At 45.2% G+C, this 3,429-nt stretch carries 3 protein-coding genes and 1 pseudogene; 2 read left to right on the top strand and 2 right to left on the bottom strand.

Annotated features, from left to right (window positions below; translation table 11 throughout):
* Nucleotides 1–162: 162 nt before the first annotated feature.
* Nucleotides 163–1,521, top strand: a complete 1,359-nt coding sequence (locus tag ACKPQ4_RS02880; RefSeq protein ID WP_407679708.1) for a sulfatase-like hydrolase/transferase — start codon at nucleotides 163–165, stop codon at nucleotides 1,519–1,521.
* Nucleotides 1,522–1,524: 3 nt separating this feature from the next.
* Here ACKPQ4_RS02880 and ACKPQ4_RS02875 read toward each other — a convergent pair whose 3' ends face one another.
* On the bottom strand, nucleotides 1,525–2,505 hold the full coding sequence (locus ACKPQ4_RS02875) for a helix-turn-helix transcriptional regulator (RefSeq protein WP_407679707.1): 981 nt from the start codon (nucleotides 2,503–2,505) through the stop codon (nucleotides 1,525–1,527).
* Nucleotides 2,506–2,568: 63 nt separating this feature from the next.
* Here ACKPQ4_RS02875 and ACKPQ4_RS02870 point away from each other — a divergent pair, with 63 nt between their 5' ends.
* Nucleotides 2,569–2,826 (top strand): hypothetical protein, encoded by a 258-nt coding sequence (locus tag ACKPQ4_RS02870; protein WP_407679706.1) that lies wholly within the window; start codon nucleotides 2,569–2,571, stop codon nucleotides 2,824–2,826.
* 151 nt (nucleotides 2,827–2,977) lie between these two features.
* On the opposite strand, the pseudogene ACKPQ4_RS02865 reads toward ACKPQ4_RS02870, so the two are convergent.
* A pseudogene (locus tag ACKPQ4_RS02865) lies at nucleotides 2,978–3,429 on the bottom strand (hypothetical protein); the annotation flags it as partial.

Raw genomic sequence — 3,429 nt, 5'->3', positions numbered from 1 at the left:
AGGAACTCTACGATCATTCAATGGACCCCGAAGAGGTAACCAACCTTGCAGGCAATTCAACATTTTCAGAGATCACTGCCTTGCTCTCAAAACAATTAGAATCTTATGTGCCTCAAGCACCCCACTTTCGGAATCCTTAAGTTCACACAAAGCATTTCCTATATGAAAATATTATTTTATCTATCGCTGACCCTGATTAGTTTTTCTCTCTTTGCAAAAAAAGATGCTCCCAACTTCGTTATCTTTTTGACTGATGATATGGGCTGGGGGGACTTGGGTTGCTATGGACACCCCGAGATCAAGACCCCCAACTTGGATAAGTTTGCATCTCAGGGAACAAAGTTTACTGAGGCTTATTCCGCATGTGCCGTCTGTTCTCCTTCGCGTGCCGCAATCCTGACTGGTCGCACGCCATTCAGGAATGGGGTATGGCGCTGGGTTCCTCCCCAAAGTCCGATTCATCTACGTGAGTCCGAAATTACCCTTCCTGAACTCCTTAAGAAAAAGGGATACGCTACCTGTCATGTGGGTAAATGGCATCTAAATGGTTATTTTAATCATGCAAAACATCCCCAGCCCGATGATCATGGGTTTGATCATTGGATGGCCACCCAGAATAACGCTCATCCTAATCACAAAAACCCCACAAATTTTGTTTTAAATGGAAAAGATATGGGCAGGTTGAATGGATACTCCGCCCCTCTGGTGGTCGAAGAGGGCATTCGCTGGCTCAAAGATATTAAGGAGCCAGGAAAGCCATTCTTTCTCAATGTCTGGACTCATGAACCTCACTTACCTATCGAGTCCTCTCCAGAGTTCATGAAGCCCTACCTACACCTCAAAGACGAAGGACTTCGACAGCATCACGGGAATATTACTCAAATCGATTATGCCTTTGGCAAGTTGATGGACGCACTGGACAAGATGGACTTAGCGGGTGACACCTTTGTGTTTTTTACCTCAGATAATGGACCGGAGGGCAGGGGGAACAAAGGAAGAACCCGAGGTTCAACTGGTGGGCTACGGGAACGTAAACGATCTTCTCACGAGGGTGGTATTCGCGTTCCGGGAATTGCTCGTTGGCCAGGCAGGATTCCGGTCGGAGAACATAAGGCTCCGATTATCGGTTCTGATTTATTTTCTACTATCCTTGGAATCGTCGATATTCCATTACCCACGGATCGTACAATAGATGGTGCTGATTTCATGCCTCTCTTTTCTGGCGGGAAGATAGATAGAAAGGTTCCGATGTACTGGAGGAATCACCTTGCTGATCCCCAAGTACATGTGGCTCTTAGAAAGGGAGATTGGAAGGTTCTAGCCAATGTTCAATTGGACAAATTCCAATTATATAAGATCGATGAGGACTGGCAGGAAAGGAACGACCTAGCCCAGTCGAAACCACAAAAGCTCGAAGAAATGAGTGCACTGCTGCTTTCCGTGCATAAACAGGTTGCAGAAGAGGGACCAAGCGAATGGTGGAAAAACCAACCAATGAGTAAAAAGTCAAAAAAGAAGTAAGACCTACTTATACTGGGAGCTCGCTTGAGCAAGGTCCTTGCCTATTTCAGTAACAAGTTTTTTTGGACTTATGGCCTTGGCGTGGATCCCCCATGACAATATCCATGATTTAATCTCCACTAGGTCACACACCGTGATTTCAAAATCCACTGCTCCGTCACCCCGCTCTTTTACAACCTGACTTTTATTCCATATTTTTTCACGAATAAAGGGTGCAGCCACTTGGTCAAAAATCACTTTTACCTTAAACTGTTGTTTTCCGAAGAATGCCCCAAAGGCATGTTCTCTTGCCGCGGTTAGATCAAATGGTTTATAGGCTGGATACTCCTTTCCCACTTTGATCTTACTTCCCATGCGGGCCAAGTGGTAACACGCCACATTATCAGATTTTGCAGAGGATGCGAGCAGGTACCAGTTTCCTCCATGGTTGAATAAATGCCGGGGGCGTAAAATTCTTTTTCCTTGTTTGCCCGAGCTGGCTGCCCGGTATTGAACTTCGATTTCCCGGCTATCGCGACAAGCCTTTCCCAATAACTCCAGAGTTTCATAAGTTGCCGTGCTTACTCCATTGGACAGGTAGGAAACATAGCGGTGCATGTTTTCCATATTGCTAAGATCGAGAGGAGCGAGATGAGCGAGTAATTTTTTGAAAAAACTCACCAGAGGATCTTCGAATGCACTCCCCTGATATTGCTCGATTGAAGAACGGGCGACGAGGAGAGCAAAGACCTCCTGCCTACTAAGCTTCATCGCCGGCATATCGATAACCGCTTCGGTATAGCGGTATCCCTTATACTCTCTTGAGTATTCAATAGGCAGGTTCATATCCTTCTTCATAAAGGCGATATCGCGTTGAATCGTCTTGGTGGATACACCAAACCTTTTGGATAAGGAGGGGAGTCCGGGCGCCCGTTCCTTGTTTAAATATTCGTGGATGCCTAACATCCGGTGTAGCGCTTTGTAAGTGGTTTCTTCGGTATCCATGCAAAGGATTAAATTCTATATGGACACCATACGTCTACCATAATCCTTATTATATGAGGGCCTATGAAAATTATCCAAACTCCCCAAGCCCGATCCGTAGATATTAAAAAGCCAGAAGGTGATGCCCGTTCAATGGCAGATATCTCTTGCAGTTTGATTGATGATTTATTGGTTCAACCCCTTGATTCGACGGGTCGCTTATCCGATAATGATTTGTCAACTGTGTCACAACTCAAAGCAGTCATCTGTATGCTGGGTGAACAGGCCGGAGTCCTTGAAGATATGATCCTCGGGAAAGCCCACGAGGATGGATCAAATTAAATAATTTGAACAAATCCTAAACCACCAGTCTAAGCCGAAATCAAATGTCCTATGATGCACTGATCAGCGATTTGGATGGAGATGGTAATAACGACATTTTTATAGCCGGTCAGAACAGAGAAAATGTCGTATGGTTCGAGAACCCCAAGCATTAATTTTCTAACAGTTCGTTGAGTGTGTAGTAGGCGACAGGATTTCGTAAACTTTTTCCGTCCGGATCTTTTAGCTCTGGAAGATTAAACTGGTAAATTTTTCTTTCTTCCAAGTTCGGAATCATTACCCGAATGGTGCTTCCGTCCAATGATTGCTCCACCCTCGTCGGTACGATTTTTTGGATATCAGTTTTGGGGTATCCATAATTCGGTCCGTACGGGTAATGGTAGCTTTGGACCCCAAAGTTTTTAGGATCAAGTTTGATGACTTGGTTAACCGGTTGGGTGAAATGAAAAAGAAACCCATCCTTTTGCAATTCGATCCGGTGGATTTCGAAAGGAGTAGTTCCCGAGTAAACGATCTTTTGCAGGCCTGAGTCGGTTTTCCCTCGGGCCCAGTTTCCTTCGCCCGCTCTTCCGATGATCAATTCGCCGGCTGACAAAAAGGCAA

This window comes from Candidatus Chordibacter forsetii, assembly GCF_964187505.1.
Lineage (GTDB): Bacteria > Verrucomicrobiota > Verrucomicrobiia > Opitutales > Seribacteraceae > Chordibacter > Chordibacter forsetii.
Note: the sequence above shows the minus strand (reverse complement) of the source record. Positions and strands in the feature narration are given on the sequence as shown.

Bases quoted from the DNA above. Each gene is read 5' to 3' on its own strand.
- ACKPQ4_RS02880 (WP_407679708.1), top strand. From the start codon at position 163: ATGAAAATATTATTTTATCTATCGCTGACCCTGATTAGTTTTTCTCTC.
- ACKPQ4_RS02875 (WP_407679707.1), bottom strand. From the start codon at position 2,505: ATGGATACCGAAGAAACCACTTACAAAGCGCTACACCGGATGTTAGGC.
- ACKPQ4_RS02870 (WP_407679706.1), top strand. From the start codon at position 2,569: ATGAAAATTATCCAAACTCCCCAAGCCCGATCCGTAGATATTAAAAAG.